The 24622-nt window shown below is 53.0% G+C and carries 19 protein-coding genes, 3 tRNA genes and 1 other RNA gene; 12 read left to right on the top strand and 11 right to left on the bottom strand.

Features of this window, described 5'->3' with window-relative positions; genetic code table 11:
• The first annotated feature begins 284 nt into the window (after positions 1 to 284).
• On the top strand, positions 285 to 1310 hold the full coding sequence (purR, locus tag HA50_RS08800; RefSeq protein WP_084874071.1) for an HTH-type transcriptional repressor PurR: 1026 nt from the start codon (positions 285 to 287) through the stop codon (positions 1308 to 1310).
• Here purR and punR read toward each other — a convergent pair.
• On the bottom strand, positions 1307 to 2218 hold the full coding sequence (gene punR / locus HA50_RS08795) for a DNA-binding transcriptional activator PunR (RefSeq protein ID WP_084874070.1): 912 nt from the start codon (positions 2216 to 2218) through the stop codon (positions 1307 to 1309). The two genes, purR and punR, sit on opposite strands and share 4 nt — an antisense overlap.
• 109 nt (positions 2219 to 2327) lie before the next feature.
• Between punR and punC the strand changes: the two genes are divergently transcribed.
• Together punC and cfa are read left to right on the top strand one after the other, a co-directional pair.
• Complete coding sequence (punC, locus tag HA50_RS08790) at positions 2328 to 3536, top strand: purine nucleoside transporter PunC (RefSeq protein WP_084874069.1); 1209 nt, start codon at positions 2328 to 2330, stop codon at positions 3534 to 3536.
• A 308-nt stretch (positions 3537 to 3844) separates the two neighbouring features.
• Complete coding sequence (gene cfa, locus HA50_RS08785; RefSeq protein WP_084874068.1) at positions 3845 to 4993, top strand: cyclopropane fatty acyl phospholipid synthase; 1149 nt, start codon at positions 3845 to 3847, stop codon at positions 4991 to 4993.
• Positions 4994 to 5034: 41 nt separating this feature from the next.
• Here cfa and HA50_RS08780 read toward each other — a convergent pair whose 3' ends face one another.
• Positions 5035 to 5685: a riboflavin synthase subunit alpha gene (locus HA50_RS08780; RefSeq protein ID WP_084874067.1), complete on the bottom strand. Its 651-nt coding sequence runs from the start codon at positions 5683 to 5685 to the stop codon at positions 5035 to 5037.
• 201 nt (positions 5686 to 5886) lie between these two features.
• On the opposite strand from HA50_RS08780, the gene HA50_RS08775 reads away from it, so the two are divergent.
• The 6 genes from HA50_RS08775 to HA50_RS08750 all read left to right on the top strand — a co-directional run bounded on the left by HA50_RS08775 (position 5887) and on the right by HA50_RS08750 (position 10011).
• Positions 5887 to 7260, top strand: coding sequence for an MATE family efflux transporter (locus tag HA50_RS08775; RefSeq protein ID WP_084874066.1), 1374 nt, complete (start codon positions 5887 to 5889; stop codon positions 7258 to 7260).
• Positions 7261 to 7413: 153 nt separating this feature from the next.
• Positions 7414 to 7490: transfer RNA gene (locus HA50_RS08770), tRNA-Val, on the top strand.
• A gap of 3 nt (positions 7491 to 7493) precedes the next feature.
• Positions 7494 to 7571, top strand: a tRNA-Val gene (locus HA50_RS08765).
• Positions 7572 to 7638: 67 nt separating this feature from the next.
• Positions 7639 to 7715: transfer RNA gene (locus tag HA50_RS08760), tRNA-Val, on the top strand.
• Between the two features lie 342 nt (positions 7716 to 8057).
• On the top strand, positions 8058 to 9470 hold the full coding sequence (gene pykF / locus HA50_RS08755; protein WP_084874065.1) for a pyruvate kinase PykF: 1413 nt from the start codon (positions 8058 to 8060) through the stop codon (positions 9468 to 9470).
• A 304-nt stretch (positions 9471 to 9774) separates the two neighbouring features.
• Positions 9775 to 10011: a major outer membrane lipoprotein gene (locus tag HA50_RS08750; protein WP_007374746.1), complete on the top strand. Its 237-nt coding sequence runs from the start codon at positions 9775 to 9777 to the stop codon at positions 10009 to 10011.
• A 63-nt stretch (positions 10012 to 10074) separates the two neighbouring features.
• Here the strand turns inward: HA50_RS08750 and HA50_RS08745 are convergent, their stop codons facing one another.
• The 7 genes from HA50_RS08745 to sufA form a co-directional block, all read right to left on the bottom strand.
• On the bottom strand, positions 10075 to 11109 hold the full coding sequence (locus HA50_RS08745; RefSeq protein WP_084874064.1) for a L,D-transpeptidase family protein: 1035 nt from the start codon (positions 11107 to 11109) through the stop codon (positions 10075 to 10077).
• A 66-nt stretch (positions 11110 to 11175) separates the two neighbouring features.
• Entirely contained in the window at positions 11176 to 11592 is a 417-nt protein-coding gene (gene sufE, locus HA50_RS08740; RefSeq protein ID WP_084874063.1) for a cysteine desulfuration protein SufE, read from the bottom strand.
• A gap of 20 nt (positions 11593 to 11612) precedes the next feature.
• On the bottom strand, positions 11613 to 12836 hold the full coding sequence (gene sufS, locus HA50_RS08735) for a cysteine desulfurase SufS (RefSeq protein WP_084874062.1): 1224 nt from the start codon (positions 12834 to 12836) through the stop codon (positions 11613 to 11615).
• On the bottom strand, positions 12833 to 14110 hold the full coding sequence (gene sufD / locus HA50_RS08730) for a Fe-S cluster assembly protein SufD (protein ID WP_084874061.1): 1278 nt from the start codon (positions 14108 to 14110) through the stop codon (positions 12833 to 12835). The genes sufS and sufD overlap by 4 nt, the downstream gene beginning before the upstream one ends.
• Entirely contained in the window at positions 14085 to 14831 is a 747-nt protein-coding gene (sufC, locus tag HA50_RS08725; RefSeq protein ID WP_084874060.1) for a Fe-S cluster assembly ATPase SufC, read from the bottom strand. Before sufC ends, sufD begins: the two co-directional genes overlap by 26 nt.
• Before the next feature lie 35 nt (positions 14832 to 14866).
• Entirely contained in the window at positions 14867 to 16360 is a 1494-nt protein-coding gene (sufB, locus tag HA50_RS08720; protein ID WP_084874059.1) for a Fe-S cluster assembly protein SufB, read from the bottom strand.
• 7 nt (positions 16361 to 16367) lie between these two features.
• Positions 16368 to 16742 (bottom strand): Fe-S cluster assembly scaffold SufA, encoded by a 375-nt coding sequence (gene sufA, locus HA50_RS08715; protein ID WP_084874058.1) that lies wholly within the window; start codon positions 16740 to 16742, stop codon positions 16368 to 16370.
• A 389-nt stretch (positions 16743 to 17131) separates the two neighbouring features.
• On the opposite strand from sufA, the gene HA50_RS08710 reads away from it, so the two are divergent.
• Positions 17132 to 17536 (top strand): hypothetical protein, encoded by a 405-nt coding sequence (locus HA50_RS08710; RefSeq protein WP_084874057.1) that lies wholly within the window; start codon positions 17132 to 17134, stop codon positions 17534 to 17536.
• A 30-nt stretch (positions 17537 to 17566) separates the two neighbouring features.
• Here the strand turns inward: HA50_RS08710 and ydiJ are convergent, their stop codons facing one another.
• The gene (gene ydiJ / locus HA50_RS08705; protein ID WP_084874056.1) at positions 17567 to 20620 is read right to left on the bottom strand and encodes a D-2-hydroxyglutarate dehydrogenase YdiJ; all 3054 of its coding nucleotides are present in this window, start codon (positions 20618 to 20620) and stop codon (positions 17567 to 17569) included.
• Positions 20621 to 20827: 207 nt separating this feature from the next.
• Here ydiJ and ydiK point away from each other — a divergent pair, with 207 nt between their 5' ends.
• Positions 20828 to 21940: an AI-2E family transporter YdiK gene (gene ydiK / locus HA50_RS08700; RefSeq protein WP_084874055.1), complete on the top strand. Its 1113-nt coding sequence runs from the start codon at positions 20828 to 20830 to the stop codon at positions 21938 to 21940.
• Positions 21941 to 22196: 256 nt separating this feature from the next.
• Positions 22197 to 22304: antisense sRNA RprA (rprA, locus tag HA50_RS08695), an RNA gene on the top strand.
• A 72-nt stretch (positions 22305 to 22376) separates the two neighbouring features.
• Here the strand turns inward: rprA and HA50_RS08690 are convergent.
• A complete protein-coding gene (locus tag HA50_RS08690; protein ID WP_084874054.1) occupies positions 22377 to 24563 on the bottom strand; it encodes a M12 family metallo-peptidase in 2187 nt (728 codons plus the stop codon).
• Positions 24564 to 24622 lie beyond the last annotated feature (59 nt).

Raw genomic sequence — 24622 nt, 5'->3', positions numbered from 1 at the left:
ACAACTCCTTAGTCACATTAATTGAAGGGTTAATGTAATTTTCGCACAGCGCCCGGCAAAAATCTCGTGTTATCCGCGCCAGCTTGCTAGAATCGCCGCCTTTCGTTGCGCAACAGATTTTGCGCACGCTGTGTTTGTGGCCTGTTAAAGTGATTTTAACTGCGAGTTAACGCCTTTTTCTTCGCCATTTGCCCCGAAAATTGGGGCGCAAAACCATTAGCAGACGCAAACGTTTAACAATATACTTATCAGTAAGTTGCGATAAGCCCGGGAGTACCATTTTCATGGCAACAATTAAAGATGTGGCGAAACGCGCCGGTGTCTCCACCACCACGGTTTCGCATGTCATCAACAAAACGCGTTTTGTCGCGGAAGAAACGCGTAACGCCGTATGGGAAGCGATCAAAGAGCTGCACTACTCGCCCAGCGCCGTGGCGCGTAGCCTGAAAGTCAACCACACCAAAACGCTGGGATTGCTCGCCACCTCCAGCGAAGCCCCCTATTTCGCGGAAATCATTGAAGCGGTGGAAAACCACTGTTTCGACCGTGGCTATACGCTGATTCTCGGCAATGCGCATAACGATCTGCAAAAGCAGCGTGCTTATCTCTCGATGATGGCGCAAAAGCGCGTCGACGGTTTATTGGTGATGTGTTCCGAATATCCCGACGACCTGCTCACCATGCTGGAAGAGAACCGCAATATCCCGATGGTGGTGATGGACTGGGGCGAGTCTCGCGGTGATTTCACCGATACCGTGCAGGATAACGCCTTCCAGGGTGGCTATCTCGCCGGACGTTACCTGATCGAACGTGGACATCGCGACATTGGTGCCATCCCTGGCCAGATGGAGCGCAACACTGGCGGTGGTCGTCATGCTGGTTTTATGCAGGCGTTGCATGAAGCCGGTATTACCGTGCGCCCGGAGTGGATTGTGCAGGGCGACTTCGAACCGGAATCCGGTTATCAGGCGATGCAGCAGATCCTCAACCAGAAACAACGTCCGACGGCGGTGTTTTGTGGTGGCGATATCATGGCGATGGGCGCGATTTGTGCCGCCGATGAAATGGGGCTGCGCGTGCCACAGGATATCTCGGTGATTGGCTATGACAACGTGCGCAACGCCCGGTATTTCACCCCGGCTCTGACAACCGTTCATCAGCCAAAAGCACAGCTGGGAGAAAAAGCGCTGGAAATGCTGCTCGATCGCATCACCAGTAAGCGCGAAGAGCCGCAGACCATCGAAGTGCAGCCCACATTGATTGAACGCCGCTCCGTCGCCGACGGCCCGTTCCGCGACTATCGTCGCTAAGCCACCGTTTCGCTCAACCACTCATGGTTGAGCGTCTCTGCATCGCCCAGATAGTCCAGCAACCAGCTTAATGCCGGTGAGGCGCGTTGTTCCGACCAGCTGACGCAGCAGGGACTCTCCGGGAAAGGTGCAGGCAACGTCAGTTCGGTTAACACGCCGCTATCCAGCAGTGGCCGGGCTAAATGGCCCGGCACCATCCCTACGCACAACCCTGCCCGCAGACAATCCATCCCGGTTTCCCACTCCGGTACCACCAGACGCCGCTGGTTATCCAGCGTCCAGGTCATACGCCGCGGCAGCGCCCGCGATGTATCCTCCAGCACCAGTGAAGGCCACGCCCGTAAGGTTTCTTCATCCAGCTGGGCACTTTTTGTCAGGGGATGCTCGGGACTGACCACGCAACGCCAGTTCAGCGCGCCCATATCCTGGAAGGCAAAACGCCCACCGACCGGAATGGCCTGGGTGGCCCCAATCGCCACATCGACCCGACCATCAGCCAGCGCATCCCAGACCCCGTTGAACACTTCATAGCTGATAATCAGCTCCATATCCGGGAAATGGCGGTAGAAATCCTTTACCAGTTGCCGGGTACGCTGCGGTTTAACGATACAGTCAACCGCGATGCTCAACTGCCCACGCCAGCCGTTAGCCAGTTGCTGGCACTGGCGTCGGGTTGCCAGCATTTTTTTGATAACACTCCGCCCTTCACGCACGAAATGCTCACCCGCGGCCGTCAGCACCACTTCCCGGTGCTGCCTTTCAAACAAAGGCACGGCCAGCCAGGTTTCCAGCTGACGTACCGTATAGCTGATGGCAGAAGGCACGCGATGCAACTCCTGCGCCGCAGCGCTAAAACTGCCGCTGCGCGCCACCGCATCCACCACTTCAAGCGCGTATTCAGACCACATCATTTTGCCTGCAAAATTTTTGATAGCACCTCGCAAATATTAGCGTTTCACAAAGCCTGCCGCACCCTTTTACACTCCCCGGCGTTCAATTTGTCTAATGAGAATCACCATGTTGTCATCAAAAGGATTTTTGCCTTACCTTGCTTTGCTAAGCATGCTGGGCTTTCTTGCTACGGATATGTACCTGCCGGCCTTCGGTGCCATGCAGCAGGATTTTGCTACTGCCCCTGGTACCATCAGTGCCAGCCTGAGCCTGTTCCTCGGTGGCTTCGCCTGTGCGCAAGTCTTCTGGGGTCCGTTGTCTGACCGCTTTGGTCGCAAACCCATTCTGCTGGCCGGATTAGTGATCTTCGCGCTGGGCTGTCTCGGCATGCTGTGGGTAACCGATGTACGACTGATGCTGGCGCTGCGTTTTGTCCAGGCGCTTGGGGTGTGCGCGGCGGCGGTCAGTTGGCAGGCGCTGGTGGTTGATCGCTATCCGCAGGCGCAGGCGAACAAAGTTTTCGCCACCATTATGCCGCTGGTGGCATTGTCACCGGCGCTGGCCCCGTTGCTGGGAGCCTGGCTGATGGGCCATTTCCACTGGCGCAGCATTTTCCTGTTGCTGACGCTGGTCACGCTGGTGCTACTGGTCGGTACCCTGCGACTGACGAACCCCGCCCGCACTCAGGCGGCACGCGCGCCACAGCCCGGCTGGTTGACGTTACTGGCATCAAAGGTCTACAGCGGTAATGTGCTGATTTACTCTGCCTGCTCCGCCAGCTTTTTCGCCTGGCTGACCGGTTCGCCTTTTATTCTTGCTGATGCCGGGCTGTCACCCGCCGATATTGGTCTGAGTTATGTACCGCAGACCATCGCCTTCCTCGTCGGTGGCTTTGGTTGCCGTGCCCTGCTGAATCGGTTTCAGGGCAAACAACTGCTGCCGTGGTTGCTGGTGATTTACAGCCTGAGCATCGTCGGCCTGTTTGCCGTTGCCCAGCTTGCAACCCCTGCGCTCTGGGCGTTGCTGCTGCCGTTTTGCGGCATGGCACTGGCCAATGGCGCGATCTACCCGATCGTCGTCGCCAGCGCGCTGCTGCCCTTCCCTCAGGCCACCGGTAAAGCGGCATCCTTACAAAACCTGCTGCAACTGGGATTGTGCTTTATCGCCAGCCTGCTGGTTTCCGCTGGCTTACAACAGGCATTGCACAGCACCAGCCTGGTGATGCTCGCCACTGTTGCACTTGCCTGGGCTGGTTTCGGCTGGCAGCGTGCCGCTGTGGCAAACGCACAAAGTGATGTTGCTCACAACTCCCGTCCCTGCGAAGATAATCGCTAACGCAACGACCTTAGTTAGCAAACTAACGATAAGTCGTTGAATATTGACCCACGGAAGCATATACTGCGTGGGTCAGCATTTCTGTAACAAATCAATAACATAATTGTATTAATATTTAGCGACTCTGTCGCTGGGATGGTGTCTGCACGATGTTCTCCCCGGTGTTGTGCCAGACATTTCTATTCAGATTCATACCTCTGTAAAACGTCGGATATCTGGCGCACGGATTTTCCGTGAGTTCTCTCACAAGCCTGGAGAAATTGACTATTCTTTTCTCAGGTTGAAATCGGAAAGGTGATGGAGAAGCTATGAGTTCATCGTGTATAGAAGAAGTGAGCCTTGAAGAAAACCACTGGTTTCGTATCGCCCATGAATTACTGGAACGGGCCGATATTGCCATAAATGGTACTCGCCCCTGGGATATTCAGGTTAAGCATCCGGATTTTTTTAAACGGGTCCTGCAGGAAGGATCGCTGGGCCTCGGTGAAAGTTACATGGACGGCTGGTGGGAATGTGAAAACCTCGACATGTTCTTTCATCGCGTACTGAAACACCATCTGGATCAGCAATTACCGCATCATTTTAAAGACACACTGCGAATCGCTGCGGCGCGTTTGACCAATCTGCAATCGAGAAAACGCGCCTGGATTGTGGGTAAAGAACATTACGATCTCGGTAATGACCTGTTTTCACTGATGCTCGATCCTTTTATGCAGTATTCCTGCGGCTACTGGAAGGATGCAGAAACACTGGAACAGGCGCAGCAGGCCAAGCTCGATATGATTTGCCGCAAACTGCAACTCCAACCCGGCATGTCTTTGCTGGATATTGGTTGTGGCTGGGGTGGACTGGCTGAATTTGCCGCCCGCAATTACGGCGTCAAAGTGCATGGCGTAACCATTTCCGCTGAACAGCAGAAAATGGCGCAGGAGCGTTGCGCCGGTCTGGATGTCACCATCCTGTTGCAGGATTATCGCGACCTGAATCTGCAATTTGATCGCATCGTTTCCGTTGGCATGTTCGAGCACGTTGGCCCGAAAAACTACGCAACCTATTTTGAAGTGGCCGATCGTAATCTGAAGCCGGACGGTATTTTTCTGCTGCATACCATCGGGTCAGTTAAAACCGATATGAATGTGGATCCCTGGATCGACAAATATATCTTCCCGAATGGCTGTCTGCCTTCAGTACGCCAGATTGCTGATGCCAGCGAGTCACATTTTGTGATGGAAGACTGGCACAATTTCGGCGCGGATTATGACACCACGTTGATGGCCTGGCATGATCGTTTCCTGGAAACCTGGCCGCAGCTGGCAGAAAAATATGGCGACCGCTTTAAACGCATGTTCAGTTATTATCTCTGCGCGTGTGCCGGTGCATTCCGGGCGCGTGATATTCAGTTGTGGCAGGTGGTATTTAGCCGTGGCGCTGAAGGCGGTTTGCGTGTTGCACGCTAAGTAACAGAAAGGCGCCAAATGGCGCCTTATTTATTGCGGGTTTATTCGCTCTCGTCGGACGTTAGCTGCGCCAGTGTAGCGGCTTCACGCTGCGCCAGCACGCGCTCGACGGTTTCGACAATCGCCTGAGTATGCGGGTCGATCTCGATATTCACTTTATGCCCCAGCTTTTTCGCCCCGAGCGTGGTGCGCTCCAGCGTTTCCGGGATCAGGTGCACGCAGAATTTACTCTTCGTCACATCGCCCACCGTCAGGCTGATGCCGTCAATACCGACAAAACCTTTGTGCAGAATATATTTGATCTGCGCCGGGTCCTGTAATTTAAACCACACCTCACGGTTGTTTTCTGACTGAATAATTTTGCAGATCTCTGCGGTGGTCATAATATGTCCAGACATCAAATGACCGCCAATTTCATCACTGAATTTCGCTGCCCGTTCAATATTGACCAGATCGCCCACCTGCAATTCACCCAGGTTGGTAATACGCAAGGTTTCTTTGATTAAGTCAAAGCTCACCCGGTCGCCTTCAACCGCCGTCACCGTCAGACAGCAGCCGTTGTTGGCAACCGAAGCACCCAGTGCCAGCCCCGGCAGCAACTCTTCCGGCAATTTTACGATGTGAGTGCGAAACAGCTCTTTTTCTTCAATAGCAACAATTTCTGCCTTACCCTGCACAATTCCAGTAAACATAATCTCAGCCTCTGCGAAGTTTGCCGTAGTTTATCACAGCTGACCTCCTCGGGTTTAATTTGCCGGTGCGCAAAATTTACACGCTTGTTTTAACAAATTGCGAACAATGTTTGGCGGATACGCAAGCGACCGTTACACTAAGCCGCGTATTCTTTGGGGATGTCTCCCCGCTCTCCTTTTTATTTTAAATGCAGGTGATACGTGCAGAAGTATTTAACAGAAGCGCGTCAATTGCTGGCCCTTGCGATCCCGGTCATCCTTGCTCAGGTTGCCCAGACTGCGATGGGGTTTGTGGATACCATTATGGCCGGTTCGGTAAGCGCCACGGATATGGCTGCCGTTGCGGTCGGCACCTCTATCTGGCTTCCCGCCATTCTATTTGGTCATGGTTTGCTACTGGCATTGACGCCCACCGTTGCGCAACTCAACGGTTCAGGACGCCGCGAGCGCATTGCTGAACAGGTTCGTCAGGGCTACTGGCTGGCGCTGTTCGTCGCAGTGCTTATTATGCTGGTGCTGTGGAACGCCGGATATCTGATCCGTTCCATGCATGACATCGACCCGTTGCTGGCCGCCAAAGCTGAAGGTTACCTCCATGCCCTGCTGTTTGGCGCGCCGGGTTATCTGTTTTTCCAGGTAGCGCGTAACCAATGTGAAGGGTTATCAAAAACCAAACCCGGCATGGTGCTGGGCTTTCTCGGTTTGCTGACCAATATCCCGCTGAACTATGTGTTCATCTACGGGCATTTTGGCATGCCCGCACTGGGTGGTGTCGGCTGCGGTGTGGCAACAGCTTCCGTTTATTGGGTGATGTTTCTGGTGATGCGCTTCTGGCTGAAACGCATGGGCAGTATGCGCGATATTCGTATGGCGACTGGCTGGTCCGCACCCTCGCGGGCGATTCTGTCCCGTCTGTTTACCCTTGGCCTGCCGGTGGCGCTGGCACTGTTCTTTGAAGTGACCTTGTTTGCCGTGGTGGCGTTGATGGTGTCGCCGCTTGGCATCGTTAAGGTGGCCGGACACCAGATTGCGCTGAACTTCAGTTCGCTGATGTTCGTGCTGCCGTTGTCACTCGGTGTGGCAACGACGATTCGCGTGGGATACCGGCTGGGACAGGGTTCGGCAGAACAGGCTTGCGTCGCGGCCTGGACCGCGCAAGGTGTGGGCATCAGCATGGCCGCCGTCACCGCGCTATTTACCGTGACCTTCCGCCATCATATCGCCGCGTTATACACCGCTAACCCGGAAGTCATCACGCTGGCGGCGCAACTGATGCTGCTGGCAGCGATTTACCAGTTCTCGGATTCGATTCAGGTGATTGGCAGCGGTATTTTGCGTGGCTACAAAGATACCCGTTCGATCTTCTTTATCACCCTGATTGCATACTGGGTACTGGGCCTGCCGGTTGGCTATATCCTGGCGCTGACAGATTGGGTCGTTCCCCGACTCGGCCCGGCCGGTTTCTGGTGTGGTTTTATCGTCGGGTTAACCTCGGCGGCGATCATGATGATTTGGCGTATTCGTCGTTTGCAGCGTTTGCCTGCCCAGGTGATTCTGACCCGCGCTGCGCGCTAAGTGGCTGAGCGGGCCGCAAAAGGCCCGCAACGCCTAAAAAAACGACGCATAGCACAGATGCTGGTCAGTCATGATGAAAAATCACTTTTTCCCCTTGCCAGCTTACCAGCGTGCCGTTAATATTCGTCCCCGCTGTCGCCCTGACAGCGTGTTGCGCTCTTAGCTCAGTTGGTTAGAGCACCACCTTGACATGGTGGGGGTCGATGGTTCGAGTCCATTAGAGCGCACCAAGTGCGTCCGTAGCTCAGTTGGTTAGAGCACCACCTTGACATGGTGGGGGTTCGGTGGTTCGAGTCCACTCGGACGCACCATTTTATTACCCTAAATAATTCGGGTTGCAGTCAACGCACATGCAATCTGAAGTATGACGGGTAAAATGCGTTCTTAGCTCAGTTGGTTAGAGCACCACCTTGACATGGTGGGGGTCGATGGTTCGAGTCCATTAGAACGCACCACTCTTTTTTTATCTCCCGTTGCGCAACACTCTGTTCCTTGATCTGCATCGTTTTATGTTACCGCTTTCATATTGGTTTTCGCATACTGAGCGTCTATACTATGCCGCGTTGTCTCACTTGAAAGGTTTCAGCGCTAACGTGTTTATTGCGAGAACTCAAATTATTTGCGCAACACCGCCTGGTCGGTTCCCTCGCGTACCGCACAACTTCCCTGCACGCTTAGCTATCGTCTCCTATTCTTACTCTGTATTACCCTTATCAACACCAAACGAATTTCCACTTCGGTGCCTGCGCATCGAATCCCAACCTTTATCATCCATCACAACTTACAGATAAGCTGACATGAAAAAGACCAAGATCGTTTGTACTATCGGTCCGAAAACCGAATCGGAAGAGATGCTGACTCAACTGCTGGAAGCTGGCATGAATGTCATGCGCCTGAACTTCTCGCACGGGGACTACGCCGAGCATGGTCAGCGCATTAAAAACATGCGTGCCGTCATCGAGAAAACCGGTCGTCAGGCTGCGATTCTGCTGGACACCAAAGGTCCGGAAATCCGCACCATGAAACTGGAAGGCGGCAACGACGCGTCACTGAAAGCTGGCCAGACCTTCACCTTCACCACCGATCAATCAGTGATCGGCAACAGTGACCGCGTCGCGGTGACCTATGCCGGATTTACTGAAGACCTTAAAATTGGCAATACCGTGCTGGTGGATGATGGCCTGATTGGCATGGAAGTGATCGAAGTCACTGAAAACACCGTGGTGTGTAAAGTGCTGAACAACGGTGACCTCGGTGAAAACAAAGGTGTTAACCTGCCTGGTGTCTCCATTCAGCTGCCTGCGCTGGCAGAAAAAGACAAACGCGACCTGATTTTTGGTTGTGAGCAGGGTGTCGATTTCGTCGCAGCCTCTTTTATCCGTAAACGTTCTGATGTGCTGGAAATCCGTGAGCACCTGAAACAACACGGCGGCGAACACATCCAGATCATCTCCAAAATCGAAAACCAGGAAGGCCTGAACAACTTCGATGAAATTCTCGAAGCCTCAGACGGCATCATGGTCGCCCGTGGTGACCTGGGTGTGGAAATCCCGGTTGAAGAAGTGATCTTCGCGCAGAAGATGATGATCAAGAAGTGCAACAAAGCACGCAAAGTGGTGATTACCGCGACCCAGATGCTCGATTCTATGATCAAAAACCCGCGTCCGACCCGTGCGGAAGCCGGTGACGTGGCCAACGCCATTCTCGACGGTACCGATGCAGTGATGCTGTCTGGCGAAAGCGCCAAGGGCAAATACCCGCTGGAATCGGTCACTATCATGGCGACCATCTGTGAACGCACTGACCGTGTGATGAAATCACGCATTGATTCGCTGCAGGATTCACGCAAACTGCGTATCACTGAAGCGGTATGCCGTGGTGCTGTTGAGACGGCAGAGAAGCTGGAAGCCCCACTGATTGTCGTGGCGACCGAAGGCGGTAAATCAGCCAAAGCCATCAGAAAATACTTCCCTGATGCGACCATCCTGGCATTGACCACCAATGCCACCACCGCACGCCAGCTGATTCTGAGCAAAGGTGTGGAAACCCGTCTGGTCAACGAAATTGCCTCAACGGATGATTTCTACCGCATTGGTAAAGAAATGGCACTGGAAAGCGGTTATGGGCAAAAAGGCGACGTGGTGGTGATGGTATCCGGTGCACTGGTGCCAAGTGGAACTACCAATACATCGTCTGTACACGTACTCTGATTTTTAATTCAATGTTTATTAAAAAGCGCCCTTATCGGGCGCTTTTTTTATTCCGGGGCTAATACAGATACTGGAAATTGCCAATCGATAATAACTATTCAAAAAGCCAGAAAATTAAGGTTAATCCGATTAAATCCCTCTGTTTTAGCTAAATATTTTTATCATCTTCTGCGAAACGATGCTTCTTTGAGCGAACGATCAAGTTTAAGCATGTTCTCATCAAAAATTTATTCTCAACTCAAAAAGCTTTGTGTAATACTTGTAACGCTACATGGAGATTAACTCAATCTAGAGGGTATAAATAATGAATCGTACTAAACTGGTACTGGGCGCGGTAATCCTGGGTTCAACTCTGCTGGCTGGTTGCTCAAGCAACGCTAAAATCGACCAGCTGTCTTCAGACGTTCAGACTCTGAACGCTAAAGTTGACCAGCTGAGCAACGACGTGAACGCAATCCGTTCTGACGTTCAGGCTGCTAAAGATGACGCAGCTCGTGCTAACCAGCGTCTGGACAACCAGGCTCACTCTTACCGTAAGTAAGAGTTCTGGTACTGAAAATGGCGCCATTAAGGCGCCATTTTTTTGTCCTGATTCAGCCAGAATTCACGGCTTTGCTACGGACGTCCCCATCGCTTCACTGATGGTGGCACGCGTCGCCTCACTCCCCTGCTGAGATTGCACCACCTGCGGCATCGCGGTATCCGCTGTCACTGGCTCCCCACTGCTCACCAGCACTGGCATTCCCGAACGTCTCTCCAGCGCCGCCTTAATCAGCGCAGTATCGCTTTGCGGGCTATTCAGGAAGTTTTTCATCGCCGCTGTTAACGTAATCGGCATGGTTTGTGGATCATCTTTATCGGTGTGTGATAACGGCTGATGCACTTCGATATAACGCTTCCCATCCGGCTCTATTGCATATTTCACCGGCTGGTTAATCACCTGTACACGCGTGCCTTTCGGCACACTGGCAAACAACGCTTCGATATCTTCCGGACGCAGGCGAATACAGCCTGAACTGACGCGCATACCGATGCCAAAATCGGCGTTGGTACCGTGAATCAGATACTGGCCGGAACCGTGCGCCAGACGCATGGCAAACAGCCCCATGGGGTTATCCGGCCCGGCAGGCACTACACCCGGTAGGGTGATGCCCTCTTTCGCGTAGCGCTTGCGGATATTCGGCGTAGGCGTCCACGTCGGGTTGGGGATTTTCTGGCCGACACTGGTCACCATAATCGGTGTCGCTGCCCCCAGCTGGCCAATACCGATGGGATAGACAATCACCCGATCTTCCCCTTTCGGGTAGTAATACAGGCGCAGTTCAGCGAGGTTAATCACGATGCCTTCATGCGGCGTATCCGGCAGCAACATCTGCAACGGCACCGTCAGCTGCGTACCGGCTTTAGGCAACCAGGGATCTACGCCAGGGTTGGCTTCCAGCATGCCGAGCAAACCTATCTTATAATGCTTTGCAATGACCTCCAGCGGGCGTTTGTCATCAGGTACAGTCGTGAGGGTGTTTTCGCCAATTAAACGGCTGTTAGCGGCGGGCAGAGGGTATTCCGTGGCAAGCGCAGGTGCAGACAGTCCGCAGCAGGACAACAGCAATGCACCGGCTAAACGTAAAGCTGGTCTCATGCAATTTTCTCTTTGTCGGAAGAAACAGACCCCGGTCAGATTTGACCGGGGTCTGGAGAGTGTATCTTAGCTGAGGGACTGTGCGTTATGACGGATCGCGCGAATCATCGCTTCAAGCCCCTGCGAACGCGAAGGGGTGAGGTGTTGGGTGAGCGCAAGTTGTTCAAACCAGTAGCGCACATCCAGGTCCAGAATTTCCGGCGCTTTCAGCCCCTGATACAGGCTGAATACCACGGCAATCAAACCCTTAACAATGGCAGCATCGCTGTCACCGGCAAAGGTAATAGTTCCATCTGATTGTGGAGACATGGTGATCCACACCTGACTCTGACAGCCAGAAATCACGTTTTCCGGCTGATATAAGCTTTCAGACGATTCTGGTAATTTTGCCCCGAGTTCAATGATGTAGAGGTACTTCTCTTCCCAGTTAGCGCAACGGTTAAAGTTGCGCACCAGTTTCTCTTTGTCTGGCAAATTTGCCATCGGTGACTCCTGAAATCTGCTCAACCGCCCAGCAGACGATGAATACGCGTCAGACCAGCCGCCAGACGGTCGGCTTCTTCTTCGCTGTTGTACAGCGCGAAAGAGGCCCGGCACATGGCGGGTACTGCATAATGGCGCATCAGCGGCATAGCGCAATGATGCCCGGTACGAATAGCGATGCCGTACTGATCGAGGAAGCTTCCCACATCAAAGGCATGATGTTTGCCCAGATTGAACGCCACCACACCGCTGCGCGTCGTCGGGCCATAAATGGTCAGGTCCGGTACGGAGGCCAGCTTATCCAGTGCATAACGCATCAGCATCGATTCACGCTGATGGATGGTGTCCAGACCAAGCTCGGTGACCCATTTCAGAGCCGCGCCCAGACCAATGATACCCCCGGTATTCGGTGTACCGGCCTCGAAACGCCACGGTGCAGTATTCCAGGTGGTGCCGGTCGGCAGCTGCACCTGATCGATCATCGAACCACCACCTTCCCAGGGGGGCATGATATCGAGCAGTGCCTTGCGGCCATACAGCACACCAATGCCGGTCGGGCCGTAGATCTTATGACCAGAGAAAACGTAGAAGTCGCAACCGATATCCTGCACATCAACCGCATGGTGCATCACCGCCTGCGCGCCATCCACCAGCGTGATAACGCCAGCGGCTTTCGCCTGGGCCACGATGGCTTTCACCGGGTTGACCGTGCCCAGCACGTTGGAAACGTGGGTCACCGCCAGCAAACGGGTACGGCTATCGATCAATCCACCCAGCTGCTCAAGCGCCAGTTCGCCCTGCTCATTCAGCGGCAGTACGCGAATTTCAGCACCGGTACGTTGCGCCACCATCTGCCACGGCACAATGTTGGCGTGGTGCTCCATCTCGGTAATGATGATGTTGTCGCCAGGCTGCAACTGACTGCCGCCCCAGCTGTTTGCCACCAGGTTGATCCCCTCGGTGGTGCCTTTGACGAAAACAATCTCTTCCGGCGAGGAAGCGTTAAGAAAACGCGCCGCCTGGATGCGCACGTTTTCCATATCAGTGGTAGCCTGCGCACTCAGCGAGTGAATGCCGCGGTGCACGGCCGCATAGCCGTGCTGATAAAAATAACTTTCCGCATTAATGACGGCCAGCGGACGCTGTGCGCTGGCCGCACTATCCAGATAAGCCAGCGGATGACCGTTGACCTCGCGTTTCAGAATCGGAAACTCCGCTCTGACTCGTTCGAGATCGAAACTCATGACTCAACTCCCGGGATACGCGCAGCAATACGCTGCAACACTGCCTGACGCAGTACCGGATTCTTTAAGGATTCGGTCAGCTCTGCGGCAAAAGCATGAATAATCATACGCTGCGCAGCAGACTCTTCAATACCACGCGAGCGCAGATAGAACATCTGCTCATCGTCGATACGACCTACGGTAGCACCGTGGCTACATTTAACGTCATCGGCGTAGATTTCCAGCTGCGGCTTGGTATCGACTTCCGCCAGACGGCCCATCAACAGGTTGTTGTTAGTCATCTGTCCGTCGGTTTTCAGCGCGTGCTGTGCCACTTTGATCATACCGTTAAACACCGCACGACCTTTGTCACGCACGATGGTTTTGTGCATCTGACGGCTCATGCAGTAGCCTTTGTTGTGCTCCAGGTAAGTACGCGTATCGCACACTTCCTGATTCACCGGCAGGGCCAGGCTGTTCATCGCCAGATTGGTGTTCTCACCGTTAAGCTGTGCACTGGTGTTATGACGTGACAAACCGGCACCCAGCAGGAAGCTGGTGGTGCTGACTTGCGCATCACGACCAAGAACCACATCGTTATGGGCGAAGTGGTAGCTTTTCTCGCTCTCAAACGACAGTTTGATGTGCGACAGTCGGGCATTGTCAGCCACGTCGAAGGTGAAACGCGCACCGGTAAAGTGAGGTGCATCGTTCAGCGTGACGTAGTGTTCAATCACTTCCGCCTCTGCGCTGGCTTCCAGTTGCAGATGGTGGCGATGATGAACGGTATTCATCCCGGCATCCTGGCCGCTGGTGATATGCAGCAGGTACAACGGCAGGGCCGCTGCTTTGCCGCGTGCCAGTCGAATACTGGTGGCTTCTTCTGCCAGACTTTCGGTCAGATGCAGAAACACTTCCGGCTGAATCGCTGCCGGCAGCGGACGGCGTTCTGCCGCCTGCGAATGCTGGATCTCAAACAGGCCAGTATCGCGGCTGCTCAGAGCTGGCTGGAAACGGCCATCAACAAACACCAGACGCACCGCTTCAATCGGCAGAGCAACCAGTTCAACCTGTTCAGCGGTCACATCCTGCGGCTGTGGCAGCACAAACTGCTGGCCCAGCAGACCTTCCAGCGGGGTGTATTTCCAGTTCTCGTGCTTGCGGGTTGGCAAGCCGAGACGCATCAGTTGCTGCCAGTGCTGCTGTGCCTGGAGTGAACGCACTTCACCGCGCGATTCAAACAGGTGATGCCACTGTTGCAGGGCGTTATCACTTTTCGTCGGTAAGCCAGCCATAGCCTTGCTCCTCCAACTGTTTCACCAGCGAAAAGTCGCCAGATTTCACAATTTTGCCCTGATACAGCACGTGTACATGGTCTGGCTTGATGTAGTCCAGGATACGCTGGTAGTGGGTAACGATAATGAATGAACGCTTACCGTCACGCAGGCTGTTAACGCCGTTGGCCACGATTTTCAGCGCATCGATGTCCAGACCGGAGTCGGTTTCATCAAGAATGCACAGATCCGGCTCCAGTGCCGCCATCTGCAGGATGTCGTTACGTTTTTTCTCACCACCGGAGAAGCCCACGTTCACAGAACGGGTCAGCAAATCTTCCGGCATTTTCAGCAGATGGATTTTATCTTCGATAAAGTCCTGGAAGTCGAAGCGATCCAGTTCCTCCTGCTCACGGTATTTACGCACCGCGTTGACAGAAGTCTGGAGGAAAAACTGGTTGCTGACGCCCGGAATTTCCACCGGATACTGGAACGCCATAAAGATGCCTTCGCCCGCACGCTCTTCCGGCTCCAGCTCCAGCAAATCTTTGCCTTTGAAGGTGACGGAACCGCCGGTGATTTCATAATCTTCACGGCCAGCCAGGGTTGCAGACAGGGTACTTTTACCGGAACCGTTCGGTCCCATAATGGCATGCACTTCACCCGGCTTCACTTCGAGGTTCAGACCGCGCAAAATTTCTTTGTCTTCAACACTAACCTGTAAATCTTTAATGCTTAACATACTCTTTCCTTCACATTGCTTCCGGCAACGGGCCATCAGCCCACGCTGTGCTCAAGGCTGATTGCTAACAATTTTTGCGCTTCCACGGCGAATTCCAGTGGCAGCTCGGAGAAAACATCTTTACAGAAGCCGTTGACGATCATTGAGATCGCATCTTCTTCGCTGATACCGCGTTGCAGACAGTAGAACATCTGATCTTCACCGATACGCGAGGTGGTGGCTTCGTGCTCCAGCTGCGCGGTGTTATTGCGCGCTTCCACATACGGGAAGGTATGCGCGCCGCAATCCGGGCCAATCAGCATCGAGTCGCACTGGGTAAAGTTACGCGCGTTGGTGGCGGTTGGCATAATTTTCACCAGACCACGATAGGTATTCTGGCTCTTACCGGCCGAGATACCTTTAGAGATAATGGTCGATTTGGTGTTCTTACCAATGTGGATCATCTTGGTGCCGGTATCGGCCTGCTGATGTCCGCTGGTCAGCGCCACAGAATAGAATTCACCGATGGAGTAATCACCGCGCAGAATGCAGCTCGGGTATTTCCAGGTGATGGCTGAACCGGTTTCTGACTGCGTCCACGACATTTTGCTGTGGTCGCCTTCACACAGGGCGCGCTTGGTCACGAAGTTGAGGATACCGCCATCACCTTCACCACCCGGGAACCAGTTCTGCACGGTAGAATATTTAACTTCCGCGTTTTTGTGGATAATCACTTCCACCACTGCCGCGTGCAGCTGATAGGTGTCACGTACCGGTGCCGAGCAACCTTCGATGTAGCTGACGTAACTGTCTTCGTCCGCCACCAGAATGGTGCGCTCGAACTGGCCGGTTTTTGCCGCATTGATACGGAAATAGGTAGACAGCTCCATCGGGCAACGCACGCCTTTCGGGATGTACACAAAGGTGCCATCCGACGCCACCGCTGAGTTCAGCGCAGCAAAGAAGTTATCGTTGGCCGGAACCACGGTACCCAGATACTTTTTCACCAGCTCAGGGTGTTCCTGAATCGCTTCGCCAAACGAGCAGAAGATAATGCCCTGCTCCGCCAGCTTGCCGCGATAGGTGGTGGCAACGGAAACGGAGTCGAAAATGGCATCGACCGCCACTTCTTTGCCTTCACGCACCGGTACACCCAGCTGGTTAAAGGCGTTTTCCACTTCCTGCGTCAGATATTCGCTGGACGGGGTTGAACCTGAGGCCTGGGTAGCGCCTGGCTCGGAAGCACAGGTGTCATCGCAGTTGCCGCAGGATGGCGCCGAGTAATAGCTGTAATCCTGGTAGTCGAGTTTCTCATAATGCGCTTTCAGCCAGTGCGGCTCTTCCATTTCCAGCCAGGCACGAAAGGCTTTAAGACGAAACTCCAGCATCCACTCTGGCTCGTTACGCTTAGCCGAAATTGCCCGCACCACATCTTCGTTGAGGCCGTGAGCAAATTCTTCGGTTTGCAGTTGGGTAAAGAAGCCCTCTTTATAATTGAGCTTGCCTTCCCACATTTGTACATCGTCAGATGTTTCGCTGTTTCGTGACATAGTTGACTTACTCGACGCCGAAGCTCTCGCCACACCCGCAGGCGTGCTGAGCTTTAGGGTTATTAAATTTAAAGATCTGATTCAGGCCTTCACGGACATAATCCACTTCGGTTCCGTCGACGAACGGCATTGCCTGAAGCGGCACAAACAACGTTGCGCCAAAGAAGGAGAACTGCAGGTCGTCATCGGCAGGAGCTTTCACCAGGTCCATGACATAACCAAAACCGGCACAGCCGGACTGTTTCACCCCCAGACGCAGGCCCTTGACTTCCGGGTCTTCAGCGGCCAGGTTAAGAATCTGTTTTGCTGCCGATTCGGTCAGCGTCAGCCCTTTCCAGACGAAATCTTCGGGTGAGAAAGAAGCTGCATTTACTGATGACATAGTGCTACCTCGTAAGTCTGGGCCTTTTCAGGCTATCCCCCTATGGTAGTGATATCAGGTATCACTTCAACCTCTTGTTTTGCAGGGATAATCATCTCGTGCTATTTTTCACTGTTGCTTTCTTAAGCATAGTCGCTTCGCACTGCTTTGCGGGCGGCAAAACGGCTCCGTTGTAATAGCTGTAACCCGTTAAAAACCCGCAAAATTTTGTTTTCACACTTTACGTTTTTCTCATGATTGATAGGTTACGCCTTTCTACAATGTAAAGAAATTGTTATTGCCAATTTTACTGACAGGCAAAGTAAATCAATAAAATTTCTCTTGGGAATTGCATTCCTGATGTGGTTGAATATGATAATGATTATCATTAACCCGTTTAAGGTGGCGATATGACGCTTACCGTCTCAGCCTGGTTACAACACAAAATCGATGAATATAAGTTTTCGGTACGTGATATCACCGTCGACTTCTATATGGCTCAGGCAAAGCTCAACCGCACCGACTGTACTATCGAACAGCTGCGTCGCTTTAACGACACCTGTCTCGACATGGCAGAAATCTGCCAGCTGAATGGCGATGACCAAAGCTATCTGCACGCCATGGGCAAGCTCCATCACCGCTTAGTGCAGGAGATGGGCAATGCCGATCGCGACCGTTTGTTCCGTATTCAGGCCTATCAACTGGCGCGCCTGTCGCTGACTCGCTTGTGTCATCAACTGGCGCTGAGCGGCGAGTGGGATCAAGCCACCAGCCTGCAGAGTGATTTCGTCCGCCACGCAGGCTGGATATTCTAATCCAGCTGCGTTGTGACGCCTACAATTTGTTTACAACATTTCCAGCAATGCCTGTAGCGGATGGCGCATGCCATTCCCCTCTGCCCGTTTCACCTGGCTGCGACAGGAAAATCCGGTGGCGAGGCAACGCTGACGCGGCAGTTTTTGCATCTGCGGATGCCAGGAAAGCGCATAAATCCCCAGTGAATTCTCCAGGTTCTGACTTTCGTGGCCATAGGTGCCTGCCATACCGCAGCAGCCGACATTGATGTTTTCCAGTTTTGCGCCAAAGCGGGCAAAGATATCCTGCCACTGATTCGGTGTTGAGGGCAGCGCCGTCACCTCGGTGCAGTGAGCAAACAGATACCAGGCTTCCCCGCTGGTACTCTGCACTGCGCGTTCGGCGACCGCCTGTTGCAGCCATTCATGCACCAGCTGCACGTTAAACTCACCGCGCTTGTCGCCCAGCACCTGATTGTATTCATCGCGATAACACAACACGGTGGCGGGATCGACGCCCACCATTGGCATGCCAAGGCGCGCCACACGGTTCAGGAACTCAGCGGTGATGGAAGCCGTGCGGGCAAAACGTTGCAGGAAGCCTTTAACATGCTGCGCTTTGCCATTCGGTGAGAACGGCAGCAGCACCGGGCGGTAACCCAGCTTCTCGATCAGTTTGACGAAATCCGTCACCAGCTGCGCTTCGTAGTAGCTGGTAAAGGGATCCTGCACCACCAGCACACAATTTTCCCGTTCAGCGCTGCTGAGGGCTTCGAGCTGCTCCAGCGTCAGGCTCATGGCCGGGTGTCCGCTTAATTGCTGCTTCAGACTCGGTGAGGAAAGCAGCGGCAGATCGACCATACCGATATGTTTTTTGCTCAGTTCCCGTACCCACGGCTGTTTCAGGAAGAAGTTAAACACCTTCGGCGCTTTAGCCATCAGCGGCGCGTAACTTTCCACCGTGGCAACCAGATGGTCACTCATCGGACGCAAATAACGGGTGTGGTACAGCTGCAGGAAGCGTGAACGGAAGTTCGGCACATCAATTTTTATCGGGCATTGGGTGGAGCAGGCTTTACACGCCAGACACCCCGACATCGCCTCTTTGACTTCGTGGGAGAAGTCATACTCGCCCTGCTTCGCATGCCATGAGTTGCGGGTACGCTGGATCAACGTACGCAGGCTGGAACCTTGCTCCGGTAAGGCTTTCTCCAGCAGCAGCGGGTCAACGCCCTGCTCCGATAACAGGCGTAACCATTCACGCGTCAGCGTTGCGCGTCCTTTTGGCGAATGAATACGGTTACGGGTGATTTTCATCGACGGGCACATCGGACTACGCGTATCAAAGTTGAAGCACAGGCCGTTACCGTTACATTCCATCGCCCCGCGCCATTCGTTGCGCACCGTCAGCGGAATCTGGCGATCATAAGTACCACGCTTCACCGCATCGACCTGCATCATCGGCTCATTGCTGCCGAGCGGCGTACAGATTTTGCCGGGGTTCATACGGTTATCCGGGTCGAATGCCGCTTTAATCCGCCGCAACTCATTGAACAGCGTTTCACCGAAAAACGCCGGGCTGTACTGGGCGCGGAATCCTTTGCCATGCTCACCCCACAGCAACCCGCCGTAGCGCGCGGTGAGCGCCACCACTTCATCGGAGATCTGTTTCATCAGCATCTCCTGCTGTGGGTCACACATATCCAGCGCCGGACGCACGTGCAGCACCCCGGCATCCACATGGCCGAACATGCCATAACTCAATCCGTGGCTATCCAGCAACGCGCGGAAATCGACGATGTAATCCGCCAGATGTTCCGGTGGTACGGCGGTATCTTCGACAAACGGAATCGGTTTGGCGCGCCCTTTGGCGTTACCGAGCAAACCCACCGCTTTTTTGCGCATATTATAGATGCGCTCAATGCCGCTCAGGTCATTACACAGCTGATAGCCAATCACGCCACCCTGCTGCTGCGCCATCAATTCATCCAGTCGGGCACACAGCGTCGAGACCTGCTGCTCAATCAGTTCACCGTCATCACCCGCGAACTCGACGATATTTAACCCGAGCATCTCTTTATCGGGTACATCGGTGATCAGCTCTTTTACCGAATGCCAGACGATATCTTCCCGCGCCAGATTCAGCACTTTGGAATCGACGGTTTCTACCGACAATGCCTTTGCTTCCACCATAAAAGGTGCGTTACGCAGCGCTGAGTCGAAGGAGTCATATTTTATGTTGACCAGACGACGCACTTTCGGAATCGGGGTAATGTCGAGTCGAGCTTCGGTAATAAATGCCAGCGTTCCCTCAGCGCCACATAGCAGGCGCGTCAGGTCGAAGGTTTGCAAATCGTCACTGAACACGTGGCGTAAATCGTAGCCCGTGAGAAAACGGTTCAGTTTGGGGAATTTTTCCAGGATTAACGCGCGCTGTTCACGGCAGCGGGTCATCACTTGTTGATAGATGCGGCCTTCCGCAGTCGGCGTCTGTGCCAGTTTCTCCGCCAGTGCCGTCGGCATGGCGCGGGTATCCAGGATGTCGCCACCGATCAGCACGGCGCGCAGGCCTTCCACATGGTCGGAGGTTTTGCCGTACACCAGCGATCCCTGTCCGGAGGCATCGGTATTAATCATCCCCCCTAGGGTGGCGCGGTTACTGGTGGATAACTCCGGCGAGAAGAAAAAGCCATACGGCTTCAGCCAGGCATTGAGTTGGTCTTTCACCACCCCGGCTTCAACCCGTACCCAGCCCTGCTCGGTATCGATTTCAAGGATGCGGTTCATGTAGCGCGACATGTCGACCACAATCCCCTGGTTAAGCGACTGTCCATTGGTGCCGGTACCACCGCCACGCGGGGTAAACACCAGGCTGGTAAAGCGCTCTTCACCAGCCAGACGGGCAATCAGCGCCACATCGGCGGTGGAACGGGGGAAAAGCGCCGCATCCGGCAACAGCTGATAGATGCTGTTATCGGTTGAAAGGGAGAGACGATCGGCGTAGCTGGTGGCGGTATCGCCAGTGAATCCTTGTTCTTTTAAGGATTGCAGGAATGTCAGCACCAGTTGAACGAGGCCCGGTGCCTGGGAAATCTGTGGGATCATTATTGGGTGACCGAGATGTTGTAAACGTTTGCGTAGTCGATTTTTATGAACCATTCGTTTTATCACATTTTTTTGTCGCCTGCTGTTTTTTCAGGAAACGTAAAAAGCACCCGCTATCCCCCTGTTTAATCGCCAGGAAATAGATCATCATTAATCAGGGCCAGCAAGCCCCTCCGCAAAGGATTCAATTGAGGTCAAGACGCTGTTATGAAAAACCTGCAACGCGGTCTGGATTTACCGCAAATGCTGTTCTCACTGATGTTTATCCTGATCATGATCACCGCCTGTCTTTGGGTGGTTCAGCCTTTCATCCTGGGCTTTGCCTGGGCCAGTATGGTGGTGATCGCCACCTGGCCATTGATGATCAGATTGCAACATCTGCTCTGGGGACGCCGTTCACTGGCAGTGGTGGCGATGACCATCCTGTTGCTGCTGCTGTTTATCATTCCTATCGCCGTGCTGGTTAATAGCCTGATTGATAACAGCGCCCCGGTAATTGCCTGGGCGACCCAGGGCCACCTGGTATTGCCTCAGCTGGACTGGCTGAAAGAAGTCCCGATGGTGGGTAACAAGCTGTTCTCCAGCTATCACCTGCTGGTGGACGGTGGCGGCACCGCCATCATGAACAAGCTACAACCGTACATTGGCCGCACCACCGGCTTCTTTGTGGCGCAGGCCGGTCACTTTGGCCGCTTTATGTTGCATCTGGGACTGATGTTGCTGTTTAGCGTGCTGCTGTACTGGCGTGGTGAGCAGGTCGGACAGGGTATCCGTCATTTTGCCTGCCGTATGGGGGGACGCCGTGGCGATGCTGCGGTGCTGCTCGCTGGTCAGGCAATTCGTGCCGTTGCGCTCGGCGTGGTGGTCACTGCGCTGGTACAGGGGGTGCTGGGCGGTATCGGGTTAGCCATTTCCGGCATTCCTTATGCCACCTTATTAACCGTGGTGATGATCCTCTCCTGCCTGGTACAGCTTGGTCCGCTGATCGTGCTGGTACCTGCCATTATCTGGCTTTACTGGAGCGGCGATACCACCTGGGGCACGGTGTTGCTGGTGTGGAGTTGTGTCGTGGGTACGCTCGATAACGTGTTGCGCCCGATGTTGATCCGCATGGGTGCCGATTTGCCGATGATTTTGATTCTCTCCGGTGTGATCGGTGGTCTGGTGGCCTTTGGCATGATTGGTCTGTTTATTGGTCCGGTGGTGCTGGCGGTTTCTTATCGTCTGGTATCGGCATGGATGCACGAAGTGCCGGCCCCGGATGACGATCCTGTTGATGTGGTTGAAGAACTGACAGAACACGACGATCACACTGCCTGATCCCCTGCCTGACGGCGATTAGCCTCAGTTAATCGCCATCACTGAGTTTCCTGCCGAAAGCAAAATTTTCCATAAGTGATTTTTAAGAAAAACCGCAATTCCACCCTCTTTAGGTCAATTTTCGTAACGGAAAGATTATTTTTCGTACTGAATCGCGGTTTAAACCGGCTAAAAACGGCGATAAAAGATTATCAGCTTTAAACTAATAAGAGGATTCTTAAAGACGCCAGAAGCGGCTGTGAATAACATGTTTCCTATGTTTGAGATCAAACCACTGATTTTAAAACAACCTTTTTCCCCTGAGTAAAGTGAAGAATTGCTGTGTGTAGTCTTTGCCCATCCCCTGTGATGGGCTTTTTTTTTGTGTTTTTTAAGCCAATCCTGCAGAGATATGCCGGGCTGGATAGCAAAAAGGCCACCAGCCCGGCTTTCTGTCTTATTTACTGTAAGAAACCTCAACTGTCATGTTGGCGCGCTGTTTCTTCCAGATAAGGTTGCGATATTGCGACCCCGGAATGATGTCGATACTGCCACTTCCGGCCTTATCTTTTTCCCCGATAATGATTTGGGTAAATTCCTGGTTGAATATTTTTGCTGCATAGGTCGGCCATCTGTAACGGTCCAGTTCAGCATCATCGATCCTGACGCTATGTTGCTCAACCACCACGCCGCTGCTGTTTTTCACTTTAATCGTCACGACGGTGTCCTTTTCCAGGTCAGTCATGTGCTTATTACCATAAGCGCCAACTTCTTCGACCCAGGGGTTTTCAGCCGCACTCAGGAGAGTAAATTCAGCGCTCAGCGTGTTTTTCTTCTCCAGCGGGAACCACAGCAGATTACGGAAACCGCTGCCGGTTACGGTGTTGAAATTACCGTCCTTCAGTTCACCGGCGATGACGTTGGTTGACTGCTGGCTGTTGATTATCTGCGCCAGTCGGTGCGGCCATGATGTTTTATCAAGAGCCTGACGGCCATTAATGAAATAATGCGTCTCCAGCACCTGGCCCGAAACTTTATCTTTAATGTTCAGCATCATGGTGGCATCCGCAGGCATACCATTACCACCATCGATGGGCATTACATCGCCCCACTCTTTACCCCGCACTACCGCATAGGTTTTGCGCTTCACATCCACCTTGTAAGCATCTTTTTTGTCCTGATGCAGCCAGATATGGTTCAGGTAGCTGGAGCCACTGGCAGGAATAATCACGCCCCCTCTTGGACGCCCTGCTTCAACAATGCCTTTGGGGAAATAGCTATTGACCGCAGTCGCGACCTCGAAGGGCCAGTCCCACTGCCCTGGATTAATGATTTTCTTGTCCAGGCTGATGGTTTTACTAGTCTGACGATTGGTCAGAATCACTTCAAAGTATTGATGTGCCGGAAGATCACCATCATTCAGCTGATACTGACTGTCCCAATAGGGATAGGTGTCGCTGAAATTAAAACGGACTTCTCTGAGGAAACGCACTGCATCATTTTGTGCCGCCGTACCCATTGGCAGACCATCCTGATTTTTTAGCGGTGTAGAAAAGTGGTTGATTCGCGTACATGCTAAAGAACACACAGATGACATAATCGTGCGAAATTTGCCCTCCACACGGTGACCATGCGCATACGGACCTTTCGAGTTCGAGCCTACATTATGTCCCAGGCCAAAGTTATGCCCTATTTCGTGAGCCAGAGTATGCCATCCTGTGGCAACAGAGCATCCTACCGCCACCACACTCGTTCTTAGACCCAGATGAGCCATTCCACAGTTAGTGCTACCATCTTTTACGATTAAAGTAATAAGATCAGCATGTGTTTCTGCCTTTTTCTCTGCCACCAGTTTACCCAACGGTGTACCGGCCGTAATCATTTGATTAATCATCGTAGTTATAGCCGTCTCATCGATCTTTGAATCAATAACTCCGGCCACATCGAACTGAATGTGCGTTTCACTGTCTGCATAACTTTGATTCAATTTATCGTTGAGGTAACCTGCGAAAAGTATTGGGTTACCTCCAAAGTCCCCACGGGACTGATTAGTATAAAGATATAAAACCCTTATTCTGGCCGGTGTCGTATCCGTGCTTAATGTTTCTCTCTCGCTTTGGGCATCACTTAACTCATGTTGATGAGCTTCCGCCTTTTCGTCGGTGACAGTATCGTTTTCATCTTCATGAAAATCTGATGCATCAACTTTCACCAGCGCCTGTAAGCCTTCAGTTACCGGATAAATTTCATAATAAGACCCATCGTTTAGCGTAATGCCGCCGTTGATTTTCCCATCGCGAACCGAAAAAGTGGCCTCTCCCTGACCATTTTCCGCCTTACCCCGCCAGATATCATTACCAACATTATCTTTTTCCAGTGAGATGGCTTTGATTTCGATTTCCTGTCCGTTATCTCTGGCCTTAAACCCGAAGGATGAAGAGCGACTTAATAAAATATTCTGATTAATGTTAACCAGCTGGTAATCCCTGTGATTATTCTGGAGACTTCTTAACAGCGGCGTATCCGGCCCATTGGGATCTTTCGCCGCCACGCTGAACAACTGCGGTGCGGAAAGAACTGAGGTGGATAATGTTGAGGCAATAAGGGTAAATAACAACTTCTGTCTAAATGTGAACAAAATCATTAATCCTGAGATGAAAATATTATTCTGTGGCTTGTTCCAGCTGGCTGCATATAAAAGCA

Origin of the sequence: Pantoea cypripedii, from assembly GCF_002095535.1 — a bacterium.
GTDB lineage: Bacteria > Pseudomonadota > Gammaproteobacteria > Enterobacterales > Enterobacteriaceae > Pantoea > Pantoea cypripedii.
Note: the sequence above shows the minus strand (reverse complement) of the source record. Positions and strands in the feature narration are given on the sequence as shown.